This is a genomic window from Robertmurraya siralis (genome assembly GCF_005502275.1).
In the GTDB taxonomy this organism is placed as follows: Bacteria; Bacillota; Bacilli; order Bacillales; family Cytobacillaceae; genus Robertmurraya; species Robertmurraya siralis.
Genome location: NZ_SWLZ01000024.1, coordinates 45138 through 67418 on the forward strand (window position 1 = coordinate 45138; position 22281 = coordinate 67418).

General features: G+C 36.3%; 45 protein-coding genes. 2 read left to right on the forward strand and 43 right to left on the reverse strand.

Annotation, left to right across the window (positions count from 1 at the left end; translation table 11 throughout):
• Position 1 precedes the first annotated feature (1 nt).
• The 34 genes from FCJ93_RS20405 to FCJ93_RS25980 all read right to left on the reverse strand — a co-directional run bounded on the left by FCJ93_RS20405 (position 2) and on the right by FCJ93_RS25980 (position 18617).
• Positions 2–427: a phage tail terminator family protein gene (locus FCJ93_RS20405; RefSeq protein ID WP_137744544.1), complete on the reverse strand. Its 426-nt coding sequence runs from the start codon at positions 425–427 to the stop codon at positions 2–4.
• A 328-nt stretch (positions 428–755) separates the two neighbouring features.
• Positions 756–1385: a hypothetical protein gene (locus FCJ93_RS20410; RefSeq protein ID WP_137744545.1), complete on the reverse strand. Its 630-nt coding sequence runs from the start codon at positions 1383–1385 to the stop codon at positions 756–758.
• Positions 1386–1496: 111 nt separating this feature from the next.
• Positions 1497–1901 (reverse strand): HK97 gp10 family phage protein, encoded by a 405-nt coding sequence (locus FCJ93_RS20415; protein WP_137744546.1) that lies wholly within the window; start codon positions 1899–1901, stop codon positions 1497–1499.
• Positions 1901–2209, reverse strand: a complete 309-nt coding sequence (locus FCJ93_RS20420; protein WP_137744547.1) for a hypothetical protein — start codon at positions 2207–2209, stop codon at positions 1901–1903. Before FCJ93_RS20420 ends, FCJ93_RS20415 begins: the two co-directional genes overlap by 1 nt.
• Positions 2210–2256: 47 nt before the next feature.
• Entirely contained in the window at positions 2257–2652 is a 396-nt protein-coding gene (locus FCJ93_RS20425) for a hypothetical protein (protein WP_137744548.1), read from the reverse strand.
• Positions 2653–2663: 11 nt separating this feature from the next.
• Positions 2664–2948 (reverse strand): hypothetical protein, encoded by a 285-nt coding sequence (locus FCJ93_RS20430; RefSeq protein WP_137744549.1) that lies wholly within the window; start codon positions 2946–2948, stop codon positions 2664–2666.
• Between the two features lie 15 nt (positions 2949–2963).
• Positions 2964–3986 (reverse strand): major capsid protein, encoded by a 1023-nt coding sequence (locus FCJ93_RS20435; RefSeq protein WP_095310285.1) that lies wholly within the window; start codon positions 3984–3986, stop codon positions 2964–2966.
• Between the two features lie 27 nt (positions 3987–4013).
• A complete protein-coding gene (locus tag FCJ93_RS20440; protein WP_137744550.1) occupies positions 4014–4328 on the reverse strand; it encodes a hypothetical protein in 315 nt (104 codons plus the stop codon).
• An 18-nt stretch (positions 4329–4346) separates the two neighbouring features.
• Positions 4347–4949 (reverse strand): phage scaffolding protein, encoded by a 603-nt coding sequence (locus tag FCJ93_RS20445; RefSeq protein ID WP_137744551.1) that lies wholly within the window; start codon positions 4947–4949, stop codon positions 4347–4349.
• Between the two features lie 94 nt (positions 4950–5043).
• Complete coding sequence (locus FCJ93_RS20450; RefSeq protein ID WP_137744552.1) at positions 5044–6075, reverse strand: minor capsid protein; 1032 nt, start codon at positions 6073–6075, stop codon at positions 5044–5046.
• Positions 6059–7564, reverse strand: coding sequence for a phage portal protein (locus FCJ93_RS20455; protein ID WP_137744553.1), 1506 nt, complete (start codon positions 7562–7564; stop codon positions 6059–6061). The genes FCJ93_RS20450 and FCJ93_RS20455 overlap by 17 nt, the downstream gene beginning before the upstream one ends.
• A gap of 15 nt (positions 7565–7579) precedes the next feature.
• A complete protein-coding gene (gene terL, locus FCJ93_RS20460; protein ID WP_095310295.1) occupies positions 7580–8962 on the reverse strand; it encodes a phage terminase large subunit in 1383 nt (460 codons plus the stop codon).
• Positions 8955–9542 (reverse strand): helix-turn-helix domain-containing protein, encoded by a 588-nt coding sequence (locus FCJ93_RS20465; protein ID WP_095310297.1) that lies wholly within the window; start codon positions 9540–9542, stop codon positions 8955–8957. Before FCJ93_RS20465 ends, terL begins: the two co-directional genes overlap by 8 nt.
• Positions 9543–9604: 62 nt before the next feature.
• Positions 9605–9961, reverse strand: coding sequence for a DUF2513 domain-containing protein (locus tag FCJ93_RS20470; protein ID WP_170211365.1), 357 nt, complete (start codon positions 9959–9961; stop codon positions 9605–9607).
• A 349-nt stretch (positions 9962–10310) separates the two neighbouring features.
• Positions 10311–11000 carry a hypothetical protein gene (locus FCJ93_RS20475; RefSeq protein WP_137744555.1) on the reverse strand — a complete coding sequence of 230 codons (690 nt, stop codon included), beginning with the start codon at positions 10998–11000 and terminating at the stop codon, positions 10311–10313.
• Positions 11001–11035: 35 nt separating this feature from the next.
• Positions 11036–11500 (reverse strand): hypothetical protein, encoded by a 465-nt coding sequence (locus FCJ93_RS20480; protein WP_137744556.1) that lies wholly within the window; start codon positions 11498–11500, stop codon positions 11036–11038.
• A gap of 657 nt (positions 11501–12157) precedes the next feature.
• Positions 12158–12571, reverse strand: coding sequence for a helix-turn-helix domain-containing protein (locus FCJ93_RS20485; protein WP_137744557.1), 414 nt, complete (start codon positions 12569–12571; stop codon positions 12158–12160).
• Positions 12571–12972 carry a hypothetical protein gene (locus tag FCJ93_RS20490; protein ID WP_137744558.1) on the reverse strand — a complete coding sequence of 134 codons (402 nt, stop codon included), beginning with the start codon at positions 12970–12972 and terminating at the stop codon, positions 12571–12573. The genes FCJ93_RS20485 and FCJ93_RS20490 overlap by 1 nt, the downstream gene beginning before the upstream one ends.
• A 14-nt stretch (positions 12973–12986) precedes the next feature.
• Positions 12987–13415: a DUF1064 domain-containing protein gene (locus tag FCJ93_RS20495; protein ID WP_235879555.1), complete on the reverse strand. Its 429-nt coding sequence runs from the start codon at positions 13413–13415 to the stop codon at positions 12987–12989.
• Positions 13408–13530 carry a DUF1574 domain-containing protein gene (locus FCJ93_RS25310; RefSeq protein ID WP_213085523.1) on the reverse strand — a complete coding sequence of 41 codons (123 nt, stop codon included), beginning with the start codon at positions 13528–13530 and terminating at the stop codon, positions 13408–13410. Before FCJ93_RS25310 ends, FCJ93_RS20495 begins: the two co-directional genes overlap by 8 nt.
• Positions 13530–14060: a dUTP diphosphatase gene (locus FCJ93_RS20500; protein ID WP_137744560.1), complete on the reverse strand. Its 531-nt coding sequence runs from the start codon at positions 14058–14060 to the stop codon at positions 13530–13532. Before FCJ93_RS20500 ends, FCJ93_RS25310 begins: the two co-directional genes overlap by 1 nt.
• Positions 14047–14313 (reverse strand): hypothetical protein, encoded by a 267-nt coding sequence (locus FCJ93_RS20505; RefSeq protein WP_137744561.1) that lies wholly within the window; start codon positions 14311–14313, stop codon positions 14047–14049. Before FCJ93_RS20505 ends, FCJ93_RS20500 begins: the two co-directional genes overlap by 14 nt.
• A 12-nt stretch (positions 14314–14325) precedes the next feature.
• Positions 14326–14760, reverse strand: a complete 435-nt coding sequence (gene ssb / locus FCJ93_RS20510) for a single-stranded DNA-binding protein (RefSeq protein ID WP_137744562.1) — start codon at positions 14758–14760, stop codon at positions 14326–14328.
• A 70-nt stretch (positions 14761–14830) separates the two neighbouring features.
• A complete protein-coding gene (locus tag FCJ93_RS20515; RefSeq protein ID WP_137744563.1) occupies positions 14831–15019 on the reverse strand; it encodes a hypothetical protein in 189 nt (62 codons plus the stop codon).
• On the reverse strand, positions 15006–15164 hold the full coding sequence (locus FCJ93_RS25095; RefSeq protein WP_170211366.1) for a hypothetical protein: 159 nt from the start codon (positions 15162–15164) through the stop codon (positions 15006–15008). Before FCJ93_RS25095 ends, FCJ93_RS20515 begins: the two co-directional genes overlap by 14 nt.
• Entirely contained in the window at positions 15148–15486 is a 339-nt protein-coding gene (locus tag FCJ93_RS25975) for an HNH endonuclease (protein WP_137744564.1), read from the reverse strand. Before FCJ93_RS25975 ends, FCJ93_RS25095 begins: the two co-directional genes overlap by 17 nt.
• A complete protein-coding gene (locus tag FCJ93_RS20525; protein ID WP_137744565.1) occupies positions 15477–15737 on the reverse strand; it encodes a hypothetical protein in 261 nt (86 codons plus the stop codon). The genes FCJ93_RS25975 and FCJ93_RS20525 overlap by 10 nt, the downstream gene beginning before the upstream one ends.
• A 7-nt stretch (positions 15738–15744) precedes the next feature.
• Positions 15745–16083, reverse strand: a complete 339-nt coding sequence (locus FCJ93_RS20530; protein WP_137744566.1) for a hypothetical protein — start codon at positions 16081–16083, stop codon at positions 15745–15747.
• Positions 16084–16093: 10 nt separating this feature from the next.
• Positions 16094–16471: a hypothetical protein gene (locus tag FCJ93_RS20535; RefSeq protein ID WP_137744567.1), complete on the reverse strand. Its 378-nt coding sequence runs from the start codon at positions 16469–16471 to the stop codon at positions 16094–16096.
• A gap of 12 nt (positions 16472–16483) precedes the next feature.
• The gene (locus FCJ93_RS20540) at positions 16484–16768 is read right to left on the reverse strand and encodes a hypothetical protein (protein ID WP_137744568.1); all 285 of its coding nucleotides are present in this window, start codon (positions 16766–16768) and stop codon (positions 16484–16486) included.
• Positions 16761–17273 (reverse strand): replicative helicase loader/inhibitor, encoded by a 513-nt coding sequence (locus FCJ93_RS20545; RefSeq protein ID WP_137744569.1) that lies wholly within the window; start codon positions 17271–17273, stop codon positions 16761–16763. Before FCJ93_RS20545 ends, FCJ93_RS20540 begins: the two co-directional genes overlap by 8 nt.
• Positions 17251–18012, reverse strand: coding sequence for a helix-turn-helix domain-containing protein (locus FCJ93_RS25560; RefSeq protein WP_137744570.1), 762 nt, complete (start codon positions 18010–18012; stop codon positions 17251–17253). The genes FCJ93_RS20545 and FCJ93_RS25560 overlap by 23 nt, the downstream gene beginning before the upstream one ends.
• 132 nt (positions 18013–18144) lie before the next feature.
• On the reverse strand, positions 18145–18399 hold the full coding sequence (locus FCJ93_RS20555) for a hypothetical protein (RefSeq protein ID WP_137744571.1): 255 nt from the start codon (positions 18397–18399) through the stop codon (positions 18145–18147).
• On the reverse strand, positions 18399–18617 hold the full coding sequence (locus FCJ93_RS25980) for a helix-turn-helix domain-containing protein (protein ID WP_137744572.1): 219 nt from the start codon (positions 18615–18617) through the stop codon (positions 18399–18401). The genes FCJ93_RS20555 and FCJ93_RS25980 overlap by 1 nt, the downstream gene beginning before the upstream one ends.
• A 209-nt stretch (positions 18618–18826) precedes the next feature.
• Here FCJ93_RS25980 and FCJ93_RS20565 point away from each other — a divergent pair, with 209 nt between their 5' ends.
• Positions 18827–19048 carry a helix-turn-helix domain-containing protein gene (locus tag FCJ93_RS20565; protein ID WP_137744573.1) on the forward strand — a complete coding sequence of 74 codons (222 nt, stop codon included), beginning with the start codon at positions 18827–18829 and terminating at the stop codon, positions 19046–19048.
• Positions 19049–19093: 45 nt separating this feature from the next.
• Positions 19094–19288, forward strand: a complete 195-nt coding sequence (locus FCJ93_RS20570; protein ID WP_137744574.1) for a hypothetical protein — start codon at positions 19094–19096, stop codon at positions 19286–19288.
• A 21-nt stretch (positions 19289–19309) separates the two neighbouring features.
• Here the strand turns inward: FCJ93_RS20570 and FCJ93_RS20575 are convergent, their stop codons facing one another.
• From FCJ93_RS20575 to FCJ93_RS20605, 9 genes are all read right to left on the reverse strand, one after another.
• Complete coding sequence (locus FCJ93_RS20575; protein WP_137744575.1) at positions 19310–19519, reverse strand: hypothetical protein; 210 nt, start codon at positions 19517–19519, stop codon at positions 19310–19312.
• 46 nt (positions 19520–19565) lie between these two features.
• Entirely contained in the window at positions 19566–19949 is a 384-nt protein-coding gene (locus FCJ93_RS20580; RefSeq protein WP_137744576.1) for a hypothetical protein, read from the reverse strand.
• 20 nt (positions 19950–19969) lie between these two features.
• Positions 19970–20236, reverse strand: coding sequence for a hypothetical protein (locus FCJ93_RS20585; RefSeq protein ID WP_137744577.1), 267 nt, complete (start codon positions 20234–20236; stop codon positions 19970–19972).
• A 12-nt stretch (positions 20237–20248) separates the two neighbouring features.
• A complete protein-coding gene (locus tag FCJ93_RS20590; protein WP_095306779.1) occupies positions 20249–20509 on the reverse strand; it encodes a hypothetical protein in 261 nt (86 codons plus the stop codon).
• A complete protein-coding gene (locus FCJ93_RS25100) occupies positions 20506–20649 on the reverse strand; it encodes a hypothetical protein (RefSeq protein WP_170211367.1) in 144 nt (47 codons plus the stop codon). The genes FCJ93_RS20590 and FCJ93_RS25100 overlap by 4 nt, the downstream gene beginning before the upstream one ends.
• An 11-nt stretch (positions 20650–20660) precedes the next feature.
• On the reverse strand, positions 20661–20903 hold the full coding sequence (locus FCJ93_RS20595) for a hypothetical protein (protein ID WP_137744578.1): 243 nt from the start codon (positions 20901–20903) through the stop codon (positions 20661–20663).
• A gap of 13 nt (positions 20904–20916) precedes the next feature.
• Positions 20917–21147, reverse strand: coding sequence for a hypothetical protein (locus FCJ93_RS20600; protein ID WP_137744579.1), 231 nt, complete (start codon positions 21145–21147; stop codon positions 20917–20919).
• A 217-nt stretch (positions 21148–21364) separates the two neighbouring features.
• Positions 21365–21505: a hypothetical protein gene (locus tag FCJ93_RS25105; protein ID WP_170211368.1), complete on the reverse strand. Its 141-nt coding sequence runs from the start codon at positions 21503–21505 to the stop codon at positions 21365–21367.
• Between the two features lie 52 nt (positions 21506–21557).
• Positions 21558–22136, reverse strand: a complete 579-nt coding sequence (locus tag FCJ93_RS20605; RefSeq protein WP_137744580.1) for an ASCH domain-containing protein — start codon at positions 22134–22136, stop codon at positions 21558–21560.
• Positions 22137–22281: the final 145 nt, after the last annotated feature.

Here is a 22281-nt window from a genome sequence, read left to right on the forward strand (position 1 = left end):
CTTATTCACCTCTTATGGAGCCTTCGAACGATATTCCTTCCATCGAATCTTCCTGCTCCGTTACTTTTAATATGTGGAAATTGTAATTAACAAAGAAATGCAGGACACCATCCTCTATGTGAGACGATATATTGGTGCCATGTAATAAATCACCATTCCTGCAAGTGATGAATTCCATTTCAAGGTTGAGTTGTTCAAGGATGGTGTAAGCATCTCTATTTCCTGAACCAAAATAATGGATATCAAAAGGTAAAGTGTTTAAATAACGATTTCCTATTATCTTGGTCAAGCTAGGTTCCAAAGGCAAAATAAAAAAAGCAGGTTCCTTAAAGTTTTGTGGAACTGCCTCGTCGTAGATCGTGTATTCATCCCCGAAGGTATTATGCAATTTAATTGCAATGGCGTCTATTACATCATCAATCCCCACCGAATACCTCCCCCATAAATGCTTGGATTTTGCGTTCTATTATTTGCGGTGCTTTTCTTTCGACCTCATCAGCCGAGATGGTCATCATAAACTGACCTTTTACCCAACCTTGCCTATTAGACGTTCTATGCCCAAATTCAACGTATGCATTTTGTTATCCTAAAGGCTTTTTATCCTCTAGTTCTACATGTCACCATGTAGTTCGGCGTACATCATCACTGTATGAAACAGTGTCGGACACTCTTGCCAGGATTATATTTATTCACCTGGTACGCTCTACGGTGCTTACTAGCCTTTCGCAATCTAGTAAGTTACCTCGGTGTTGACTTCATTTTTGTGGTACTCTCCAAAGTCTTTCGCCCCTATCTCCTCTTGAATAGCGAGCATATAACATTTTATCGTTTAGACCTGTTATTTCACTAAGTTCTTTTATGCAAATGTTTTTACCGTAATAATCAATCATTACGTTTGAGGTTTTATTTCTGTACTGTTTTTCTTTAGTTATCCATCTGCAATTAGACGGCTCATAGTTGCCATTAACGTCTATCCGGTCAATAGAAAGTCCATCTTTATAACCTTTTGCTAATGCCCATTCCATAAAGGGTTCGAAATTCTCTTTCCATTCTTTGCACACTTTTATGCCTCTACCACCATAATTAACATATCTATCTACTTTTTGGTTGTAGCAGCGATTTTTCATGTCCCGCCAAATGGCAAATAGTTTGGTGTTAGACATACCGTGTGTTCTAGTTGCATTACCTAACCGGCCTTTATTTATCTCTTTATTTAAACAACCGCATGAAAAGGTTGAGCGTCCTAAAGAGTCATATCTTATTTCCTTAATTATCCCACATTCACATTTGCATAAATAATAGTACTTGTATTTCAGGTCGTCACGTTTAACTAGGTCAATAATGATTAATTTCCCGACTTGGTCTCCTCTTTTATATTTCGCCATGTTATCTCCCTCGTGAATTTTTGTTACCTTTATTTTAACATGACTTTGTGTTGAGTGTTAAATTCCACAAATGAAGTTGTTCACCGATTTTGCCCGATTTTACATGCCCCATTACGTTAAGGCATATTCCACTGGATTTATAACGTAAATCTCATATATATTACCTCGTTTTACAATTCGTAGTTCTTCCGCAAATGAAGCTGCATTTTTCCCTCTTCCGCTTCTTGATTCTGCTTCTTGGTGAGTTTTAGCTGTCCAGCCACGCCTTAGAGTACCACCAGTCTTTGTTGTGCTCGCCTTAAATGACACTTGCTTGCCGTCTTTGGTTGTAAAATTTACTTCATTGTTGTATTGCCCGACAGGTGTCCTTCGAATAACCTTAGCCAGCATTCGAGCAGCTAACTCCTTTGCACAATCCTCACAAAATTTATCAAAGTCTGCTCCTCGATTTATATTTTCTAATCGCTGTTGGAGTCTTTGTAGCTGCCGATAATCAACTCTTCCCCATCTAGCCATTACGCATATTCCTTAAATAGTTCTAATCGGATTTGTTGATGGTCCAAAAAAATACCAGGTTTACCGCTACGAGTGTATTCTGTTGTCACATTGTCTTGAGTAACGATGATTTTACATCCTGCCGGTATGTCATATTCATTACCTAATGACAATTGTATCTCTTCAGCTATAGTTGCAGGACCACCTGATTTCGAAGTGGCGGTCAATGTTTTATGAGACAATTTACACTTTAAATTTTCATGAAGTGTAACTTCTTCGTATCGAGTGATATGAGTTATGGGGTCTTTAACGGCTTTCCACTCTTTCACCGTACAAGTGCCTCTCCAAAGCATTTCAAGAGCCTTTCTTCGTGAGCTTACCATGTTAACACCCGATATTTAACAAAATCCACGTCATTGTGCCGTAAATAATTTACATACGCGTCAAAATGCCCCTCTGGTGTTGTTTTTTCATTAACAGCAAAAGAGACATTAGTATCTCCGTCTTGTACTTGTTTGGCTACAAAGTCGAAATTCAAAGACTCAATATTAAGTTGACCCATACTTTTTTTAGTTAAAAGAAATTCACCGACTACCATATCAATTGCGATTTCTTTCAATCCCTTTGGAATACTTGATAAATTAGTTTGGTTTTTAATGTGGTTTTCCACTTTATCAATCGCAAATTTTAAAAGCACAATATCCGTAGAAGCTGGGGTGCTCGACACCGAAATGCCAAGCGATTCCAACCTATTCTTTACATCTTCGAGCATGCTATCACGCCCTATTCAGCTTTTTGTTGTGACTCAACAATTTTCTTGATAATGCCTTCCTCTGTCGTTGCTTTACCGATGTCAATTCCATGTTCTTGAGCATAAGCTTTTAATTCTTCTGCTGATTTCCCTTCAAATTTAGAAGCTTGTTGCTCTTCAATCTTTTCAACGACTTCCATAATATTTTTATTAAGATGTTTTTCAACAATCACAAATTCTTCCCCTATAGAAAAACGCTCCCCATTATAAAAAATAGGGAACGAATTTTCTTTTACTGATACTTTAAGTTTTGTCATAAATCACGCATCCCCCTACACAATTGGTTGAGCTTGGAATACATTGTTTGCTTCCGGGAATGATGGAATTGCAGTAGCTGCTGCCTTAGTCCAAGTAGAAACAGGGTCTAAGCCTTCTTCGTAAACCATAGCAATAACTTTGTCCACGTTATGCACTTGCTCGTTTCCTTCTCTAATCATTCTGCTTTCTTCTGGCGTTGGCCCATATAAGGTTTCTCCAAGTACTCCACTGCCGAACATAACGAATTTATTTTCACCAAAATAACGAGCAGTAGTGTATGTTCCATTAGGATTCTGTTTACGATACTTTGAGTCGTAAACAGCAATTTGCGGTAAATTATGCTGCAACATGAATGCATTTAAATCAGCGCGTGTTGGAATACGTCCTGAGTCTTTACCAAATAGATACCCAATTATTTTAGAGTTCCTTAGAATTTGAGTAAGTACTTTCGTTGATGTTAGTGCGCGAGTCGCCTTCTCATCTAAAGAATCCTGCCAGCGTTCTAAATCCCCAATTATATCCGCATTAGGGTCTGTCCATAAGGCGGTTCCTGAAAGTGTTTCCTGGTGTTCTTCCGGCACATGGTAATCAACGGTCATATTCAAACCGTTTTCGTCTAAAGTCACCTTACCAGTAGTTAAAGCTTCCATGCGCATGATTTCGATACGAGCTTTAACACCCTGTACTAAGGTATCAATATCACCAAACACGCGCTGAGTTAAATATTGCTGCTCCTGTGGTGTGCGAGGGAACTGTAAAGCAATTAAATCTTTTTCAGTAATTTGCATTTTACGTTTAATATAAGCAGCTTCAAGTGCCTGTTTGGCAGCTTCACGTGACCCAATTTCAGCTTCAGTATCAAATGCATGTACAGATGCAACAACCGGCAATGAACTAGCACCTACTAAATATTCAAAATCTAAAGTTCCGTGTTTTACTTCAGGAAAAAGAGTTTCTCCAAGTAACGGTTTATACTGCCGTTCTTTTAAATAGTCTAATACTGTTTTGGAATCAAAAAGTTCTAATACATCTGGCATATTTCTTTTCCTCCTTATGTCGCTTTTTTAGCGGAATGTGATTTTTGTTAATGCTGTTTTTGCTTCTGTTGATGGTGGGGCAGGTAAGCGTTCTTCTAAAACATAAGCTTCAACAATTAAAGAACCTGGTTGTGGGCCATTTGTTACATCTACATCTGTATATAAGATTCCTTCTGCTGTTTCATCATTCGCTGGAAGAATTGTACCTGCTTTTACAATCTTCTTTCCGTCTGAATTGGTGACTACACCAGCATCACTCACCTGATAAGTAAAAGCTTGTACTTTTGAGGACGCTAAAAAATTGATACGATCCGCTTTCTGAATTGGTTTAACATATGGCATTTATATTTCCTCCTTCAATTAACCCCATGGGTCATTTTCGTTTTTAGCTGCTTGACTTCTTTCGTTTGCCATTTTCGCAAAGTCAGCGCCAATGTCTGATTGGTTTTCAGAATCACTATTGCCTCCACCCGGAACAAAACCTTTGAATTTTTGAGTGTCTTTCTTATCAGGCACAAACAAAAAGGACTTTGATTCTTGCAGTGATTTTAACTGCTCATCAAGTCCTTTAGAGACATTCCCATCATCGCCTAATTCAATTTTTGCTTTGTCAATGAGACCAGTTACTAAATCAGCGTCATGAACCTTGCCAGCAAGAGCTAATTTAATAGCGCTGGATAGCTGAGTATCTTTAAGTTTTGTTTCATATTCTGTCTTATCAGCATCGTACTGTTTTTGCAAAGTGTCTAATTTTGTCTTAAGTTCTTCGCTGCCCTCTGTTTGTTTTTTCAATTCCTTTAGGTCTTTATCTCGCTGTTCCAACTGTTTCTTCAAATCATCCAAACTTGTATTTAAGTCATTATTCTTCGTTTTGTAAGATTCTACAGTTTTCCCATGCTCAGTCATGATGGATTCAATCTTGTCCTTTTCAAGACCTAACCCTTCTAAAAACTCTCTTTTCATAACATTTACCTCCATTGGTTACGATTATTTTTACGTGGTTACGTCCACGACCAGCTTTAATAGTTAACGTCCATAAATGCTAAAATGACGAGTTTTAAACTGCGACAAATCTTTTTTCCCACTCAGGATATTTAATCTTACTATCGATATAAATAACCTTATCGTCACTGGCTCTAGCAATACGTCGACTGTAATCATCTTCAAAATATGGAACTGTTGTAGTTCTACAATACGGGTGAAATGGATTCGCTGTTATACCCGGCTCGAATTCACTCATTTTGAATACTTTCCCATCCATTGAACGGCAAATCAAACTTGTTTTCCTATCAAGTGTAGCGACAATTTCATAACGTTCTACCTTTAGTTCATTAAAAGATTCTTTTTGCGCTGATGCACTAAAAAACGCTGATTCAGTCATTACGAGACGAGCAGCGTTTGAACGAGAAGTATTAAGTTTTTTCGATATTGTTGAAATCACTTTATCAGGCGCTTGACCTCGAGCAATCGATTGAATCAGTTCTGTGTGCAAAGTATTTACCAACAGTTGCTTATCTCGCCATATTTTATCACTGAAGGTCAATCTATCTGTTGTCCATGGTTTTCTAATGATTCTATCAAGCTTTTTATCATCAATAACATGCATTGTAAAACCAATACCAAATGCGCTTTGAATTTCAAAAGCCGTGTGAAGATAAGTGCTTTGATACGTATCCTTCATTAATTGTTCTACTGCATTAATTTGACCTCCATACAGCTTTTCAACATGTTGCTGTAACTGAATTTGTAAACTCTCCAACCGACTAATATGAACTCTAGCTGAAGCATTCTCTAACTGTTTCATCCACTTTTGATTCAATGCATTTTTTTCTCCGTATTGGATATACTCTTCAACGGTCCATCTGAATTCCTTCAATTCATCTGTCTTCAGTAGTTGTTTTGCTTCAGATAATGATATTTCATTGTTTGTGGCAAAACGTATATACCATTTAGCAATATCCTTATCAATTTCGGACATTGTTCGAATATACACTTTTTCCATATCAGCAAGATAGGTTTCACTTTTATTGAGTTCAGCATTTAGTAATAATTCAAAACGATTGCGCCAATACTCACGACTCTTGGCCATCTAACTCACCCGGATTTCTTCGAAAAGTTGCCCTATATCCATCATACTCATTCATCCTTTCATTACGTTCTTTCTTTATGCGATCTAGTTCCCGTTGTACATCATCGACGTATGGATGTTGCGATATTCGAGTTTCAAGTGATAAATCCGTTGACTTGTTTAAGCTTTCGATAACCTCAGACTCATTCACAAGTGTATCCCGGTTAAAGATGAACTTAACTGATTCCCCCTCAAAGTCTCCTTGCCCTGTGTTCGCAAGGTGTTGGTTAACGAACCAAAGTAACTCCTCAAATGATGCCTGAAACTCTGTTTCGATGCCATTGGCGTCAAGTTCAATATCACTGTACATGCTTTGAATATTCATCTGATTTGGATTGTTGCTCATACGGTCATCTTTTGAATCATAACCACGGCCATTTTCAATTAGTGCCTTTTTAAAAAGTTTCAGGATGGATTCATAGTTGTCTTTATTGACCTCAATATAAAGGGTTTCTAAACCACCTTTTGCCCCATCGGCACTACGGACCTTAACAGCACCATACTGAGCAAGGTTTCGTCTAAATTCCCCTAAATCTTGCCCATCATAGTTATGCAGCACAAGAATAGTAGAGCGAGCATCTTCTTCCATGTTGTTTTGAAAATCACTCAACATGGTATTGATTCCATCTTGGAGACTTTTTACCCGTTTTATCAAAGGTGATTCCCTATTATTGAACCTAAATGGAATAAGTGGGATACGCTGCCAGTTCAAAGCCTGAGTATTACCCTCATCATCAATAACCGTTAAATAGGAGGAAGGCTGTTTTTCCACATCAGGAATTAAGCGACCATTAAACCAAACATACCTAGTGACACCATTCAAGGTGTAATAATCAGCATATTCTTTCACCACTTCTGTTTCACCCTCATATGTGTTGATAGTATATAGATGCACAAAAGAATGTAATTCAGTTTTGTCAGCATCTTTCCAAAAGGGTAATACTTCATAACTTTTGAAGTGCTTGAAAGCAAGTACACCAAACTCATTATAATAGGGATATAAGTACGAAATTCCACCATTTAAGGCATCTTCTCCTATGTTCTTCAGAGTACGATGAAACCGTTTATTAAATACATTCTGCAGCAGTTTTAAATAGGTTTTATTTTCAGTTTCAATAGTTAAGGGTTTGCCCAATTGATAATTAACCTTTTGGTCTACTAACTTAGCATATTGGTTATCCAGTACTTTATTGTTAGGGAGATTTTTAACACTTTCTAAACGGCCGCCCTTACCAATGACCTTTCTTTCGCGCTTCGTGATATCTTGTTCACCATCGTAATAATTGACACCTGTTTTTATCCATTTTAATTTGTCAGATTTCTTAAACTTCTGTATTTCTTTCTCTAGAACTTTAATATCACTTAGAATCGATTTTGCCGCATCGTCAATCACAACACTTAAATATTCTGACTCTGTTTTTATACCTTGATAAGGAAAATACCCTGTCATTTTTTCACCTTCTTTCTAATCAAAACTGAATAGATTTCCTTGTCCTATCTTCTCTGCAATTCCTGTTGTAGCATCAGGAGCATCATCGTGTTCATTCTTACCTTCTCGTTGGTATTCTGTCATAGCTTTATAATAATCCGGCCATTTGAAACGCCAATCAGAAGGGAAATAAATATGGTCCATTACCCAAGTTGCATTCGATATTATCCTAGCCTGTTTGTTTTTAGATTGATGGAATGCTTCGATACGAGTACCATTCCAATTATATTTTTCTTTCAATATGCGCTCTACTGAACGTGAGTACCCTCGTCCGCCATTGTTTGATTCGATATCAGACCAGTTTACTTTTCTTTCAAATAACATTTTTGCATGTTCAGGTTCTGTTTCCTCCATCGGCGCTTTTGTATAAAGAACATCCAAGACATAGGCTTCATTATCAAATGTAACACCATAGTTAATTGAACATAAATAATCTCCTCCTGTATCAGCAGTATCTGCGTAATTCTTAATTTCTTTGAACTCTGGTAACTCCCCGTCGTAAGTCTTAAACGAACTATACAATCGTCCTTTAATGTCGATAGGCTCCTGCTGATAGTTAGCAGAAGCGATATCCTCACCCATAGTCTTGGTTTTACGGTCATACTCTTTCTTGCTAAGAATCTCATCACAAAGCATTGTGTCGTCATCCTGCAAGGCTTTCATGTTCACATGCTGTAATTTATAACCTAATTTGGGCAACTCTTTTAAAGCTCTACCAGCTAAATCTTGACTATGCCATCTGGTCATAATCAAGATGATTTTTCCACCAGTCTCTAACCGTGAAAGCATGGTATTTGTAAACCAATCCCAGTGGCCTTGTAAAACAGTAGCATTGTTTGCTTCCAGTGCGTTTTTAATCAAGTCATCGATGATAATATAATCTGCACCAAAACCTGTTGCGGTACCTGTAGGGCTTGTCGCTAAGTAATTCTGGTGATAGCCTTCCAAGCTCCACAAGTTCATAGCGCCGTCACCATGCTTTATTTTGACTTTTGGGAAGATGTCGCTGTATACAGCCTTATTCTCGTCCGCTTTTATTTCCATAATCGCATTACGGACCGATTTAGAAAAAGTAGTCGATAGTGTTTCGTTGTAAGAACCGGTCATGATTTTTAATTTGGGATTGTTCCCAAGTAACCACTCAACAAAGTTACCAGCTGTGCGTGACTTACCATGTCTCGGTGGTACGTTAATGATCAATACATCGTCTTTGGAACTAGAAAAAGCTTGCAGAGTGTCTGCAAGCTCAATTAGGAATTTACGGTTATACTTATAAAAGTTAGGTGCTTTCAAATGGCAATATTCAAAAAAATCACGTCTTGCTAACTCAATCTGAGCCCCTAGCTGCACTTTATTCATGCTTCTCACTTCTTGCTAGCTTGCGAAGTTCCTCGGTTGTAAGTCCTTCGTATGGGTTAGAAACGTTCAGACCACCTGAAAGCTCAGTCTCCTTTTTGTCACGCCAAACATCAGGCTTACGATTCTTAAGCCAAAAGATTTGAGCTGTGACATCTGGAGCTATCTCTTTTGTTTTTTCTTCGACAAGAACACTCTTATAACGAGAAACACCTAGCTCTACAACCTTAAGTTCTTCTGCAGTAGATTCGGGATTTTCGAGCTTATACCGATTAACAGCTGCTGCTCTTCGTGCATAAAACTCTTCCTCAGACATCAATACTGATTCATATTTTTTCTCTGTAAATTCGTACCCCAATGCCCTTTTCAAAAGTGCGTTTTCAACCTCACGATCGACCACTTCCTTGCCCTTTTTTAAGGCGTCAGAAATGTCAGGATACTTCTTTTTCCAGTCATAAAGAGTTTGTCTTTTAATTCCCATGTTCTTTGCTATCTGCTCGTCGGTGAGGCCATCACGTGCCCACCCTTCAATCTTTAAAAGCCCTTCCTTCGTGATCCAGTCCAGGTATTTGCCTTTTGCCAATGACCTCACCTCCTGATTTACGTAAAAGAAAAAGCACCTCTATGGGTGCTATAAGTTAAGTATTATCCAAAAAACATTATTTTAGCACTTTGCTTTAATATCTCTTTGAATACTTCCAAAGAAACGTTACCGCCTTTTTCTTTAACTACTTCTAACGCTCTTTTCCAAACTTTATCATTTTTTGCATTTTCTAAAAAGTCGTATCCATCATTAGTTATTTTTAAGCTTGACCAAGTCAATCTATTATCAGCATAAAAGAATTCGCCTTTTATCAAATAAGCATCACGCATTAATTCTAAATGGTGATCTAAAAACTCTTTATCGATTCCATCTAAGTTGAACTTTCCAATAAACTCCGACTTAGGATGATTTTCTAAATTAATTAATATATCCTTAAAAAGGTTCAAATCTCTTTTCAATACAAACACCTCCCCTCATCTTCTCATTTCGACAAAAGGAGATATTTTCCTGCAATTTTTATAAAAATATGTTATTATTAAACTTATCCAACCCAAACCAAAATAATTGATTGATTGACGGATGCCTAGCGTCATAATCTAGCTTTATTTTGGAAAGGGGGGGGACGCTAGATGAATCAGCATAACACTGATTCACTCGCATACAAAGTGTTGGTAATCCAATTACTCAATGCGTGTGTTGAGCTAGCCAAGAGCCTTATCCTGTAATAGGATGGGCTTTTTGTTTTATTTACACTAACACTTCTAGTAAAGCCTACGGTTTCACCATCTTTAATTCCATCTAAGATAATTAAACGTAATGAATGCTTTCTAATTCTGTTTCACTGTATTCAAAAAGCATAAAACGCTTGTGAGCTCCAATGAACCCATTTGTTTTATGCCAGGTATCTGTCTTATTTCTTGTTGCTAATGTTCTAATAACCATCCCAAATACATCTTTTGCATCTTCTACATGAAAATGTCCTATGTGAACTTCTCTGTTCTTTGATTTACTCCATTCCACAGGGAACTCTACAGGGAATATATTATGAAGATTCTTTCTAGCTTTATCACCATGAGTAATACCAATAAAATTTTGACCGAATGTATGGATTTTTCTTTCGTCTATAGAATCATCGAAAATAACCTGAGGATATAACTTCTTCAACATCTGGACAAACGCCCAAGTAATTGTTAAATCATGATTTCCAGTTGAGTAAATAATCTTCACATTCTCTGATTGTTCTAAACTGAGTTCAATCATTGGTTGATAAAAGTTAAAAGCATCTTCCCATGCTTTGGGTAAGTCAATAATTTCTATTTGAGTACCATTTACTGTTTGGCCTTTGAAATTATCATTATGCAGCATATCTTGACCTATAATAAAAAGAACCTCTGACCATCGCCTGGATAACAAAAGGTTCATCGTTTTATGTTGAGTTTCTTTGTAATAGTCATAATCCGAAACACCAAAATGTGAATCAAAAAATGGTATTTCCAATAATCTTTCTTCCTCTGATTCTACAGGTGTAAAATCTAAGTAAATCGGTTTAACCTTTTAATTGTTTCAAGAAGTTTCTCTAATGACTTCCCTTCTTTTTTTGGCTTTACTGTTATTTTGCTACTGTAAAGAGTTTGTATCTTATCTTTTTTACTGTAGACATTCCATATATTATTCTTTGCTGATACAAGCTCCCATTCACTTGCATTGAATCCATGAGCATTTAACAGATAATTAACATCTTTCGCTTGTTCTGAACTCATTCTCAGCAACTTATCTGAACGATGCGAACCATCATGAAGAATCTCAATAGTTTCTTTGTAATCTGTTTGTTCTTCATCTTTGGAAATTCTTTGATATCGCCCTCTAATTGCAGGAGCAGTAAATTTAAAATTAAATCGTTTGGTCAACTCGTCAGCTATTTCCTTTGAAGATTTCCCTTCTTTTTTAAGCTTTAAGAGAAGCTTATCTTCTTCAGTTGTCCATTCGTAACGTTCCAAACCATCACATCCTTTTTAATCGACTGCCCCCCACTTTGGCAACAAATGTCGATTGATTCCCCACCTTTTCAGGTACTCCAATTTAAAAAACCAGATAAGGTATTGCCTTTACTGGATTCTGATTATACAACTTGGTATATCAGCATATAAAAAGTCGCCCCCTCTTGCTTTAAGGCAATACGTGGAACGTACTGACCGACAGGAATAACCCATATCTTACAAGAACAAGCGACTAAAGAGATTTATTCTCTCTAAACTAGATGTACTGCTTAATAATCGGCACGTCTGCTACTCCATCAACGCCACTAACATTAGATTCGTATATAGGTCAAATTAATAAGGCTTACATATACACCTAGTTTACAAAGAATAAAGGCGACACCCTCTTTTGAGAGTACCGCCTTCCTCTGAACTACATCTTACTACCAATAATTCGATAGGTTAGTTTCCGCTAACCTAAATTCTTCTAACTTAAAGATAACTTAACTAGTAAACTGTTTTCAAAAACTGTTACTTGTGGGAAATTTGGTTCAATTTTACACAGGAGTCACAAAGACATTTATTGGGTTTTCTTTCTTTATTACACCCATTCATGTAACATATTAATTTATTCATTATTTTTCAATCCTCCTACAAGTGTTTTTACCATTTTATTTTTCATTTAGCTAATTTATCAACAATTCCATCCCTTAAATTTGAAACGTGTCTTCTACTAACGCCTAAATGTATAGATATAGCTGTCAAACTCATTCCGTCTAGCAAACAATCCAAAACCACCTTTTCTTTTTCATCCGTGATGTTAGGAATATTCTCATTAATGAAAATTACTTCTTGAATAAACTTATTTAAGCGTTTAGATTTATTCACTCGTCTTATTGCTTCACTTTCTAACGCTCTTCCTACTACACCTTGAGGTTTCGGCAAAGTGGCCTCTATGCCATACTGTGCTGTTCCTTGAAAATCTGTCTCTTGAAGTTCTCGGTCTATTCTTTTTATCTCTTTTACCATCCAATGATAATCTCGTAAGATGCCATATATTTGGTGTTTACTGAATTTAACTGCCGTCGTCACTAACTACCCCTCCTTGACGAACCATCCTCTATATCAATTTTAACTTTGTACTTTAATGCGTTAATCTCTTCTTTCGTGCTTTCGAAAGCATTGCTCCACCGTTTCATATTTCCATAAGCTTGTGCTTCTTCTTCCCTTAATTCTGTTACTGCTAACTCCGCATGAGCTTGTTTGTTTTTAGGTGCTGCTATCTCAGCTTCTGCATATACTCTTTTGCGGGTAGCGTATATTTTTTTATACCGTTCTGAAAACTCAGCAGCTAACTTCCCGATTAAAACCAATTGCTTGGATAATACTTCAATTCGTTGGATACGACTTTCTAAGGGTATCTCTTTTAACATGCTGTTATACTTAACCAATTCTACAAGATATTCTTCAGTCCAATCCTTCTTTTGAGCCATCCTTTACCAGCTCCTTAAACATATTTCCACCCTGTTTTGGTTTTTTTTACAACCAGTAATTCATGTTTGAATTTATTTTCGAACATTTTTCGAACTAAAGGGAATCGTTCATTAGCAAATCCTTTTACATCAATTACAGCAATTTCCCCATCCTTATACCATACTTCAAAATCAGCCTTATATGTCCATGCCTGACGTGTTCTTACACCAGTTCCTCCACAAGTTTTACACTTAATCATTTTTCCTGTCTTAGGAGATTTAACTTTTCCCATATAGCAACGACCACAACTAATTTCAAATGGTTCTAATAAGGTGAACTGAGGTTGTAGATAAATCGCTTCGACATCTTTACGATTTTTTAAATACATATAGAATTCTGCTTCTGTTAAACTATCAAACTCGATATTGTCAATAACTACTTTTCTTGAAGCGATTTTACCCACGTTCCACACGCTCCCAATAAATTTTCTCTAACTCAGATTTTTTCAATCCTCGTAAATATTCTTCGCTAAATTTTGTCCATAACAGGATAACAGTGATTAATTCTTCTTTATTCATCAGTACCCCACGTCCTGTCTATGATGATTCACTTTGTTCTTTTTGTAATAGGCTTGTTCTACTTCTTCCCATGTAAAGCCAAGCATTTCACCCAAACCAAAGTACAATTGAATTAAATTTCTGTAATAATGCAATGAACGATCTAATCTATCCTGCGCAAACACATCCGTTGTAGCTCTGTATAAGTAAATAAATTGTTTTTCTACACTGTCACAAATAAATACAGCGTATTTAAAATCATTTAATTCATACTCGAGCCCTAATTCAAGAATAAAATGTAATCCGTCCACGTATTCTTCTAATAACGGATTTTCGTATGTTCCTACATCAGGCATTTCAGGTGGTCCATAATACACTTTTGTTCTCGGCTGCTGGTCCTTACTCCAAAACTTAAACCCTCGCCATTCATTCGCACATTCACCAAGTTCTACAAGTAAAGCAAGGATTAGCTTTTCAAATCTATCTTCACCTTCGTATTTTATTCGGTTTCTTAGTACCTTTTGAGTTTCAAAGAGTTTACTTAGGTTCATGTTTTTTCCTCCTTCCGTACAAATCATGTTTCTGTAACTGCCATTCCACCGCATTCTTTTCTATCCCTAATTCAATGGCTATCTGGAAAGAGGATTTACCCTCTCCCCATAGCCGAATTAAATCGATTAAATAATCATCATGCCATTGTCGCATTTGTAATTCTCGAACTGCTTCAAACTTGTAATCGATGGGACAATCTTCAAACAAAGCAATTTGTATTAGTTGTTGTTTGGTTGCATCTTCGAAATACATGCAAGCCACCTTCTAGAAAGGTAAATCATCATCATTGATATCTATCTGACCGCCACCTGCGAATGGGTCATTATCTACCCTCGTCTGTGGCTCTGTATTCGTATTGTTTTGCTGTTGAATGTTATTCCCCTTTGGTTCCAGGAACTGAACGGATTCAGCCACTACTTCTGTTACATAGACTCTTTTTCCGTCTTGCCCCTCATAGTTGCGTGTTTGGATACGACCATCTACTCCAGCAAGACTTCCCTTCTTTAAAAAATTTGCTGCGTTCTCGGCTGGTTTTCTCCATACCACCACGTTTATAAAGTCCGCTTCACGTTCACCTTGTTGATTAGAGAAAGGTCTATTTACTGCTAATGTAAAAGTCGCTACTGGTACCCCATTAGGTGTATATCGAAGTTCAGGCTCTTTGGTTAAACGCCCTACTAAAATAACTCGGTTCATCATTTGTCATTACCTCCGAATATTCGTTCTCTTGTGGAACGACTGAATTTGACGTATCATGAAAATTGGTTTTCTATGCTCTTTTTTGTTTGAAATCGTATGAATGTCCGTTAAAGATTAATACCTCATGCTGTTTGCTGAAGATATTCTGTTTTTTTAAATCCTCTTTCTTAACGTTCGGTTCCCAAACTACAAGGACTGTTAGTTCTTCTTCGTCAAATGTTTTCGCTGTATGACTCGTTACACGTCTAGTTTCTAACATGTTTCTGCACCTTTGGGAGTGAATCTTTTACTGTTCGAGTGAATTGCTTCTCGCTGTTTATTCGCGCTGGAGTAAGGTCTTTGTATTCATCTGCTATTACTTGCTTTTGCCATGCTAACCATTGGGCATTAGTCCACTTTGTCATATATCCTATCCCCATTTTCATCAAGATTTTTTTCTACCCATTCCTCAAACCATTTCCTAATCTCTTTCTTGGCGTGGGCTTCTTGATGACAAGAGATACATATACTGACACCATTTCGTTTAGTTCCTTCTCCTAGTTGTGATTTATATATGACGTGGTGAGGAACTTTTTCTAAGTGATATGAGCCACATCTTACACACTGATAATTGTCACGCTCACATATCGCTTTAATTGTCTTAGGAGAAAACTTCCCTCTGTCTCCCCTTTTGGGTACTCTTCGCTTATGCTGCGGTTTTGGAACAGGATTGAAGGTTAAACCCATTCCCTCACCAACGCTCTTAATGCCTTATTCTCACGTTCATACGTTTCTAATGTAGTTTTAGTCATTTCGATAACTTTCGCTTGGTTCTCGGCTTGATAATCTTGTGTATGGAGCTTATCTCGGCTATCTAATAGTTGGTGGAGATAACTATCTCTTTCCTTTTCCAACTTTTTAATGAAGTTTTGAATATCCTCTACTAATTCAGGAGTTGCTTGTGCTTTTAATGTGACTAACATGTTTTGATAGTTCATTAAGGTTTCACTCCTTTTCACTTTTTAATATTCCGTATCCAGCTAAGTCCTTCCAAGGATTCTCCCCAAGTGCATCTTTTGCTGTTGCAATCCTCATCAACTTATCAAACACCCTTACTATCGCTAACATATCGCTGTATTGTTCTAGACTTACTCCATTTGGATAGAGAAGTTTTAGAAATTCATCAGACTTGTTAAAGGCATCCCCATAGGCTTGGTTCTTCTTGTCTACTAATTTACCTATTTCTAATGCAATTTGTTCATATTTACCTACATTAAAATTCTGTAATGGTAAATTCTCAAAGTTCATATCAATAGGTTTTATTGGTATTTTTTTTGAATCCATTTTTACCACCTCATTTGATTAATTCCTGCAAATCCTTACGCATTCTCATGTGGTAAGTTCTATTTTCTTTCCGGCTTTCGATGGTTCTTAATTCTCCAATTGTTTTATTGATTACCTTTTCGGTAGGCTTAGGGAAGTTCAAAAAATCCTTTATCTTTTCAAGTTGTTCTAATTCATCTTTCAGCATCCTACGAGACTTTCTAAGCCTTTGTAGTTCTTTTGCCCACTTATAACCATCACTGGCGTTGAAAGAGGTTAGTTCAATTACATGGAGAATGTCTTGTATCTCGGAATCGATTTTCTTTAATTCTTCTTGATTGAGTTCTAACCTCTTGGGGTAGTTGATGTATACATCTCTTACAGCTTTCAATGATTGAATGATTTCCACGTACCTTCCCCCTTAAAAAATCCTCCACTCTCTTGATTTAATTAACCCTTTGAAGATTCTATCTAATGACAACAAGAACACCGCTGTTTCCGTTCTTCTTAACACCTGTGCCATTTCTTTAATTGGCTTACCTTCATTCCATAAATTATCGAACTTCTCTATCTCGGAAGGACACCAAAACCAATCAGTGTCCTCGATTTCTTCTAGTGATGTATAAATAATATTTCTTCGATTACGCAGGTAGTAATTTTCCATCCGTGCCTTGTTCTGCTTTTCGAAAGTTATTTCACTACTCAATTAGCTTCATCCCTTCTGAAACCCCTTCAATAAGATTTCTTATATCAATAGGCAAAGCTTTTAATTCAGTTGCTCGTTTACTTTGGATTTCCCACGCTTTTCTAAATTGTGCCCTCAAGATTTCTGGTTCTTCACTCAAACACAGTTCTCGCCAAGTGAATCTCTTAACCATTTCTCGTACATCTTCAGGCAGAGACTCCATCGCTTCTTTTTGTCGATAAAATCCGTACTTCCGAATAGCTTGTCCTATTAATCCCCATGCTTCCATTGCGTCTAGGGTTCTCGGTTGTGTTATTTGTGCTGCAGCTTCTCTTATGTCAGCAATAGTGGGAAAAAACCGTGATGTAGACAATACTTTAATTACTGCTTTTTCAGCTACTTCATACGAAAGGTCAGACAATGACTTTTCCCATAATATAGCTGTTGGTGTCATTTCTTTATTTTGCATATTAGGGAAATTTGCTGTTGCTATTCCTAGTAAATTAATAATCTCTTTGCGGTTCATCCTCACACGCCCAATCTTGTAAACTTTGATATGCTCTCGGTACGTGATTCTCAACAGGTTTACTTCTCTTCACTGATTCTTCCTTAACCCTCATTGCTAACTGGTCAAATTTGTCTCTAAGCTTGGACACAGACAAGATATTCGATTTCCAAAAAGAATCATTTTGCACCCAATCCATTAAATAACTAATCTGCTTTTCTGTTCTGTTATCTCTCTCCATCATCAACCTAACATCATTAGCCCAATTCTGTAGGTTCGGTTTTTTAAAATCTGGATTATTTGCTAAGATGTTTTCAAATAATCTTAAGGCGAGTTGATAGTGAATGCTGTCCTTGTCGTAAACTTGTTTGCGACGAGAAGGTTTATATTCTTTTGTATTATTCAATGTATTATTAATAACTGTATTATTATCTTTAACCTTTTCTTCCATAGGGGTATGGAACTTTTCTTCCGTAGGGTATGGAACAATTCGTAAATACCTATGGAAGATTTCTTTACTACCCTCTTTGTACTGAATTTCAGAAGATACATATCCTTTTTGAATTAACTGGTTAATCCATTTGGATATTGATTTCTTACTAACACCATACAATTCAGAAAAGTAATTATTTGTAGCCCAGCAAAATCCTTTTTCATTACACAATGCTGTGATTTCTCCATAAAGTAACTTAGCATTAGGAGTTAAATCTTTATCATATCGGACATTTGCAGGGATAATAGCGAAGTAATTTTTCTGCATCTTTTCACCCTCTCAATTCCGAATACACGTTCCCTGTGGTCAAAATGAAAAATATGGTATATAATTGACCGCAGGGAATATACTATTAAAAATGAACGTTTTTTGAGTCCGATGTTGGTAGCATCGGATTTTTTATGTCTTGATAAGTGATTCAATCTTTCTTTCAATTCTTTCCACATCACCAATCAATTCTTTGACATTTGTAGCTTCAGACTTCATTACTTTTAACTTAACTAAATGTTTTAAGGCTTGGTTGATTTTACTGAAGTAGCCCAGTGTTTTATAGATTTCATTTCCTTTATTGTCTAACTTTCCTGTATACTCCTTTAAAACAAACTGTCTTTCATCAGATTCAATATATAGCTTGTCCTCAACATGAATCTTCATCAAATCACCCCTTTCTTATCAAAATAAATTAAATCCTTAAGCTCACATTCCAGCACCTTGCACAACCTTTCCATTGTTTCAGCATCAAACCTCTGACTTTTTCCATTCCCAAATTTGTAAACAGTTCTATAACTGATACCAGTAAGCCTAGATAATTCACTGTATGACCTAATGTTTTTTTTAGCCATAAGAATTAGCAAATTGTTCCGGATTGGCATAACAACCCTCCTTTCAAATTATCACCATTGTAGTTCTATTTTACACTTTTGTAGGAAAAATCTCAAGAAAAAAATTACTACTTTTGTTCTAAAAACGAAACCAAGAGTATATATATTACGTATAAAAGATATAAAAATGTTGCACTATATAATTAAAATTTGTATAATAGTATCAAAAATGTGCACTTATGTTAGAAAGGAGTAAAAAAATGATTAAGAATCGTTTAGCTGTTGTAATGGCTGAAAAGGGAATCAAGAGTGTTTCGGAATTGCACCGGATGATTCAAAACAAAGGTTTGACTATCAGCCGTCGCACTCTCGATAAGTTTTATAACAACCAAAACAACAATGTTTCATATGACACTTTAGAGACTCTTTGTACTGTGTTAGATTGTGAATTACATCACCTTTTAGTATTGCAAAAAGACTAAAGTAACAACGTATTACGTAAATTTAAAAATAAAGGAGAATACACTATGGCCCATATTCGAAAAGATTCATCTAAACCAACAACCACAATATCATTGACACCTATTTTGTTAGAAAAAATTGAGGATTATCGTTTCAGTAAACGAAAAGATAACCGTTCTCAAGCAATTGCTGAATTAATCATAAAAGGATTAAAGTATGAGCAAATAATCGAGAGAAAGAAAGCCCGGATGCTATCTTAGAGTGGATAGCATCCTTTCTATTTAACTGGGTCTAACTTGTAATCCACTTGGATATAGACAACCCATTTCATTTAATAACTCATTATCATCACACGGACCAGCTACTGCCTGAACTTCTCCCTGACAGAATGGACAAGACATTTTTATTTCTTTTTCCTTTGTCTGTATTTGAGTTACCATTTCACTTTCGCATTGCATACACGCATATTTCATTAATGGTTTTTTTCTCATTTACTTCACTCCATCTATCTTTTGTTTCCTAAAATCTTCGAACTATTTAAAAATACTTTTTTAAAGTTTCCATAGCGATTTTCATACATCTTGCGTGATGCTCCCCAGTGTAAGTCCAACCACCACCAAACTTATCCGAGTAACCAATTTGACTTATCTCATTTAACGCTTCACTCAGGCGTTTGTTTTCCTGTAATAAATTATTTATAGCTACATCTTTTTCAGCGTGCTTTTCAGCCATTGCCCCGTTTTCTTCTTCTAAGCCTTCAATTTCCTGCTGCTGTTGCTCAATTTGTTCAAAAAACCAATCCAAGTGCTTTTTATTAACTGAAACGATTTGGATTCCATTAAAATCCTCAACCTGAGCACTAGCATATCCTTTTTTCAGTTTTTGTAAGTCCACTTCTTTCACCCCTTCTCGATTAATCAACAGAACCTACCTTGTGTTTATTAACCCCAATGACCATGTCGCTTCATAATTTCAATGATTTCCTTGATGTAAGGCTCGTCCAAATTAATAACCACATAATTATTAAAAGGTTGCTTTCCTTCTTGCATCCTGCCATCTTCTATCCAATTTTGTGCTTGATTAAACTCAACCCAAAAGTCATGCTGTATTGATTCTGGTACATATTTTTGAAAATCTCGCTCATTGATAACAGTGAAGCGACGTTCAAATCCTTCTTTTACCGTTCCTTTAAATGCGCTTTCTGGCATCCTCTTTCCCTCCTAATCAACTAACCTTTTAACCCCAGTTATGTTTTCGATAGTAACTGTATCCTTGTATAAATTGGTTAACCGTTCTATATAGCTGCCTTTGTAAATGGTTCCTTCATCAAATTCCTTTTTATTAAAGTAGTGCAAAGCACTGGTGAACTTTGATTCTACTTCTCTGTCACATACTTTTAGTTCTAATGATGTTAATGTCATTTCTTGATGTAGTTTATATCCAGAGCGTTTTAAGATTTTTTTACGCTGCCGTAATTTCATTGATTAACACTCCTATCAATTAAATAAGCAATATCAGCGCTATGATCTTCTAAATCTGTTTCAAATACAGTTTGCAAATCACAACACTTTCGATCATCACTATAAGCGTAGCGATTTTTTATAACGTTCAAATTATCCAAATTAACTCCTCCTACTTTTTAAAGCATTTTTCCAACCGTTCAATTTCTTCTTTTAGATTTTGAAGTCCAATTTTTAACTCAAATTCAACATCATTTCGCTTCTCGATTTCCTGCTGCTGTTTTTCATGCTTATCAATCATCGTCAATAGGACTGTCATATCGTGAACATCAAGCTCGGCACAACATTGTCCTAAAATGCACTGTCCCCTCATATTCTCCAAATGAGATTTTAACTCTTGGATATCTTCTGGCATCCTCTTTCCCTCCTTAACCCCAATGACCATGTCGCTTCATAATTTCAATGACTTCATCCGCATACGGTTCATCCGTGTTGATCACGAGATATTTAGGTAATCCGCGCTTTCCTTCTGCTAACCTATTTTTTACGATTGTTTCTTGAGCTTCACTTAAATATGCTTTACGAATTTTTGACAACTTTTCAATATCCTCGTTTTTAAATACTGTAAACTTTATTTTCATTCCTTGTGTATTAGCCATCCTCTATTCCTCCTAATCAACTAATCTATCTAACACCTTTTCCATAACACTTTTTACATGGTACTTTTACATTTACAGCTTGAAGACCATACCATTTTTCGACATATGTTAAGCCTGTAAATGTGAAGCCCATACCCCTACATGTCTTACACTTATTCACAAGACAACACTCCTATCAACGAGTTTCATATTTGGTTCGAAATGTTCATCATTATTACTAAAGCACTTCATACTTCGAGATAATTTCTAAACAGTTTCCATCAACATCGTAACCAAACAACGTTTCTCCTCTGGAAAACACATTTGTAAAAACTACTCCAAATTCATCAACTACTGTTTTTCCTTGAATATTACTCATTGCTTTTCCTCCTTTCTATGTCGCTTCATCTTTCGACTACGAAACTCTCTGCTTAATCTATTGCATTAATTTCTTTTATTCGATAATTCATCATTTCTGGATCTGTTCGTACAATATCTTCTACATGACTTGCGTTTACTGCATTTATGACTGTACGATAAAGCCCCCTCATTGGAGGAACTTCGTACACAACTTCAAAATCTGATGTTGGTAAATTCCACAAACTGAGCTGCCCTTTCGCTGGGATTGGTTCCGGAAGAGTAACAATATTTTCTAATTTCCAAGCGAACCGTCCTTCTGAATAATCACCGAACAGATATTCAAATCCATCTACTGTTTTTCCATTTGTGAAATCTGCCCATAGTAACTCATCTGTTTCCACTTGATAGCAATCTACTAGGTTACTTGTAGCAATTATTTTCCCAACTGGAAGATCGTTTGTTTGGACAATTCCGTGTTTATTCAAAGTCGCTGTAATTGGAAGGTACTTGCATGCTTCAATATCAATTTTTTTACTTGCATGAATCGCTAAAGGACCTCGATGCTTCGTAGCCCATGACCTAGTTTCAAATTGTTTTTCGCCAAGTGCGATCAACGTCGCCCAAGGTTGCTTAATGGAGATAACTTTCATGTCAAACCTCCTTAGGAAATTCCTTTACTCTTGTATTTCATAGAAACCAAACCTTAAATTAGTTCTAACTGTTCGAACTTGTTAATATGTTCAAGGTTAAGCATTGATTTTTTAGCCTTGTTGTAAAATTCTTTTTCAATTTCAA

What these genes read in the sequence shown, in the direction of transcription:
- FCJ93_RS20450 (WP_137744552.1), bottom strand. Translation starts at nt 6,075, where the DNA reads ATGGCCAAGAGTCGTGAGTATTGGCGCAATCGTTTTGAATTATTACTA.
- FCJ93_RS20415 (WP_137744546.1), bottom strand. Translation starts at nt 1,901, where the DNA reads ATGGCTAGATGGGGAAGAGTTGATTATCGGCAGCTACAAAGACTCCAA.
- FCJ93_RS25980 (WP_137744572.1), bottom strand. Translation starts at nt 18,617, where the DNA reads ATGCCAATCCGGAACAATTTGCTAATTCTTATGGCTAAAAAAAACATT.
- ssb (WP_137744562.1), bottom strand. Translation starts at nt 14,760, where the DNA reads ATGATGAACCGAGTTATTTTAGTAGGGCGTTTAACCAAAGAGCCTGAA.
- FCJ93_RS20595 (WP_137744578.1), bottom strand. Translation starts at nt 20,903, where the DNA reads ATGCCAGAAGATATCCAAGAGTTAAAATCTCATTTGGAGAATATGAGG.
- FCJ93_RS20425 (WP_137744548.1), bottom strand. Translation starts at nt 2,652, where the DNA reads ATGCTCGAAGATGTAAAGAATAGGTTGGAATCGCTTGGCATTTCGGTG.
- FCJ93_RS20500 (WP_137744560.1), bottom strand. Translation starts at nt 14,060, where the DNA reads ATGAACCTAAGTAAACTCTTTGAAACTCAAAAGGTACTAAGAAACCGA.
- FCJ93_RS20490 (WP_137744558.1), bottom strand. Translation starts at nt 12,972, where the DNA reads ATGGCTCAAAAGAAGGATTGGACTGAAGAATATCTTGTAGAATTGGTT.
- FCJ93_RS20430 (WP_137744549.1), bottom strand. Translation starts at nt 2,948, where the DNA reads ATGACAAAACTTAAAGTATCAGTAAAAGAAAATTCGTTCCCTATTTTT.
- FCJ93_RS20505 (WP_137744561.1), bottom strand. Translation starts at nt 14,313, where the DNA reads ATGTATTTCGAAGATGCAACCAAACAACAACTAATACAAATTGCTTTG.
- FCJ93_RS20435 (WP_095310285.1), bottom strand. Translation starts at nt 3,986, where the DNA reads ATGCCAGATGTATTAGAACTTTTTGATTCCAAAACAGTATTAGACTAT.
- FCJ93_RS20565 (WP_137744573.1), top strand. Translation starts at nt 18,827, where the DNA reads ATGATTAAGAATCGTTTAGCTGTTGTAATGGCTGAAAAGGGAATCAAG.
- FCJ93_RS20515 (WP_137744563.1), bottom strand. Translation starts at nt 15,019, where the DNA reads ATGTTAGAAACTAGACGTGTAACGAGTCATACAGCGAAAACATTTGAC.
- FCJ93_RS20445 (WP_137744551.1), bottom strand. Translation starts at nt 4,949, where the DNA reads ATGAAAAGAGAGTTTTTAGAAGGGTTAGGTCTTGAAAAGGACAAGATT.
- FCJ93_RS20530 (WP_137744566.1), bottom strand. Translation starts at nt 16,083, where the DNA reads ATGGATTCAAAAAAAATACCAATAAAACCTATTGATATGAACTTTGAG.
- FCJ93_RS20600 (WP_137744579.1), bottom strand. Translation starts at nt 21,147, where the DNA reads ATGGCTAATACACAAGGAATGAAAATAAAGTTTACAGTATTTAAAAAC.
- FCJ93_RS25560 (WP_137744570.1), bottom strand. Translation starts at nt 18,012, where the DNA reads ATGCAGAAAAATTACTTCGCTATTATCCCTGCAAATGTCCGATATGAT.
- FCJ93_RS25310 (WP_213085523.1), bottom strand. Translation starts at nt 13,530, where the DNA reads ATGAATAAAGAAGAATTAATCACTGTTATCCTGTTATGGACAAAATTT.
- FCJ93_RS20525 (WP_137744565.1), bottom strand. Translation starts at nt 15,737, where the DNA reads ATGAACTATCAAAACATGTTAGTCACATTAAAAGCACAAGCAACTCCT.
- FCJ93_RS20585 (WP_137744577.1), bottom strand. Translation starts at nt 20,236, where the DNA reads ATGCCAGAAAGCGCATTTAAAGGAACGGTAAAAGAAGGATTTGAACGT.
- terL (WP_095310295.1), bottom strand. Translation starts at nt 8,962, where the DNA reads ATGAATAAAGTGCAGCTAGGGGCTCAGATTGAGTTAGCAAGACGTGAT.
- FCJ93_RS20570 (WP_137744574.1), top strand. Translation starts at nt 19,094, where the DNA reads ATGGCCCATATTCGAAAAGATTCATCTAAACCAACAACCACAATATCA.
- FCJ93_RS25105 (WP_170211368.1), bottom strand. Translation starts at nt 21,505, where the DNA reads ATGAGTAATATTCAAGGAAAAACAGTAGTTGATGAATTTGGAGTAGTT.
- FCJ93_RS20575 (WP_137744575.1), bottom strand. Translation starts at nt 19,519, where the DNA reads ATGAGAAAAAAACCATTAATGAAATATGCGTGTATGCAATGCGAAAGT.
- FCJ93_RS25095 (WP_170211366.1), bottom strand. Translation starts at nt 15,164, where the DNA reads ATGACAAAGTGGACTAATGCCCAATGGTTAGCATGGCAAAAGCAAGTA.
- FCJ93_RS20605 (WP_137744580.1), bottom strand. Translation starts at nt 22,136, where the DNA reads ATGAAAGTTATCTCCATTAAGCAACCTTGGGCGACGTTGATCGCACTT.
- FCJ93_RS20590 (WP_095306779.1), bottom strand. Translation starts at nt 20,509, where the DNA reads ATGAAATTACGGCAGCGTAAAAAAATCTTAAAACGCTCTGGATATAAA.
- FCJ93_RS25975 (WP_137744564.1), bottom strand. Translation starts at nt 15,486, where the DNA reads ATGGGTTTAACCTTCAATCCTGTTCCAAAACCGCAGCATAAGCGAAGA.
- FCJ93_RS20555 (WP_137744571.1), bottom strand. Translation starts at nt 18,399, where the DNA reads ATGAAGATTCATGTTGAGGACAAGCTATATATTGAATCTGATGAAAGA.
- FCJ93_RS20410 (WP_137744545.1), bottom strand. Translation starts at nt 1,385, where the DNA reads ATGGCGAAATATAAAAGAGGAGACCAAGTCGGGAAATTAATCATTATT.
- FCJ93_RS20455 (WP_137744553.1), bottom strand. Translation starts at nt 7,564, where the DNA reads ATGACAGGGTATTTTCCTTATCAAGGTATAAAAACAGAGTCAGAATAT.
- FCJ93_RS20545 (WP_137744569.1), bottom strand. Translation starts at nt 17,273, where the DNA reads ATGAACCGCAAAGAGATTATTAATTTACTAGGAATAGCAACAGCAAAT.
- FCJ93_RS20440 (WP_137744550.1), bottom strand. Translation starts at nt 4,328, where the DNA reads ATGCCATATGTTAAACCAATTCAGAAAGCGGATCGTATCAATTTTTTA.